Here is a 1,167-nt window from a genome sequence, read left to right as displayed (position 1 = left end):
GCAGCCGTGCCGTCGGAGGCGTCGTCCACGTCCTTGAAGCCGATCTGCTTCAGAAGGTTGCGCAGGATCCGGATCATCGTCTGGTAATCGTCAACCACAAGAACCGGAATGGATAGATCAAGACTCATACTTCTTACCCTACTCTAATGTCGGAACGATACGAGATGGCGGCTCCGATCCATGCTCCTATTGTCCTTCACCTTGAACAAACGCTGCGTTAACAGGAACGGTTATTCGGCCGCTTCTTTCCCGCTCGCTCCAATATTGCCCCCTGGTTTGCAGACCAACTCTGTGAGACTGCGGCCGGAGAGGTCTGCGGCGGCTCTACCTGAAATAAGCGTCGATGTCGTCTTGCGACCGGCCGTCACCGTCGATCGCAAGAGCAGGCCCGTTCAGGAGCGCTTTGTCGCCTTCCCGGTTTAGATCCTTAGCAGCTGGGACATCCTTGAAGCGCTCGTGCCCACCCCAGATCTGGATCATTTGCTCCACGCGCTCCTCGACGAAGCGCATGGCGGACACGACCTTGCTGATGCGTTGGCCGGTAATGTCCTGGAAATTGCAGGCCTCGAAGATGCTGACGGTGCGCTCTCCGATCTGACGCGCCATATCACCCTCTTCCCCTGCCAGCCGCGCAGCAAGGTTGGCCGCCAGATCGTCGACCTCCTCCGCCGCGGCCAGGATCGAGTTCGTTGCCGTCTCAGTCCCGAGAACAACCGCACCCAGCTCATCGGTGACACGAGCCATCTCGCGGCCCTGAGCGCCGGCATAACGCAGGGTCGCGATTTCCTGCTTGGTCCTCTGAATGGCTTCGGAAATGGCATGAAGCTCGACCTTGAGGCGCTGCACCTCAAGCAGATCGTGCTGGCGCTCTTCCAGCAGGATCTGGGATGCTTCGAACGTGGGCTGTACGTGCTGACGGAGGGAGGTGATCGCCTCCATAATCTCTTCGTGACGCTGCGCTTCCAAGGTCTCGGGAGGTGCTCCCGCAGGATCCTTCGCGCTGCGATGTAGTTTGGACCCGCTCATCTCCTGGCCCGCCCTGTTACTCGCCACCGAGGACGGCGGCGATCTTGGCCTGAAGAGTCTGCGCGTTGAACGGCTTGACGATGTAGTTGTTCACGCCCGCCTTCTTCGCCGCAATCACGTTCTCCGTCTTCGCCTCCGCCG

General features: G+C 59.8%; 1 protein-coding gene and 2 pseudogenes. All 3 read right to left on the bottom strand.

Annotated elements, in window-relative coordinates; genetic code table 11:
• Nucleotides 1-128, bottom strand: a pseudogene (locus ACFOYU_RS15290) (two-component system response regulator); the annotation flags it as partial.
• 196 nt (nt 129-324) lie between these two features.
• Entirely contained in the window at nt 325-939 is a 615-nt protein-coding gene (locus ACFOYU_RS15285; RefSeq protein ID WP_377034252.1) for a protein phosphatase CheZ, read from the bottom strand.
• A 103-nt stretch (nt 940-1,042) separates the two neighbouring features.
• Nucleotides 1,043-1,167: pseudogene (locus ACFOYU_RS15280) on the bottom strand (two-component system response regulator); the annotation flags it as partial.

The organism is Microvirga sp. GCM10011540, assembly GCF_042650665.1.
In the GTDB taxonomy this organism is placed as follows: domain Bacteria; phylum Pseudomonadota; class Alphaproteobacteria; order Rhizobiales; family Beijerinckiaceae; genus Microvirga; species Microvirga lenta.
This window is presented reverse-complemented; position numbering and strand designations above follow the sequence as displayed.

Excerpts from the sequence above, each read along its gene's own strand:
- ACFOYU_RS15285 (WP_377034252.1), bottom strand. The coding sequence starts at position 939 with ATGGAGGCGATCACCTCCCTCCGTCAGCACGTACAGCCCACGTTCGAA.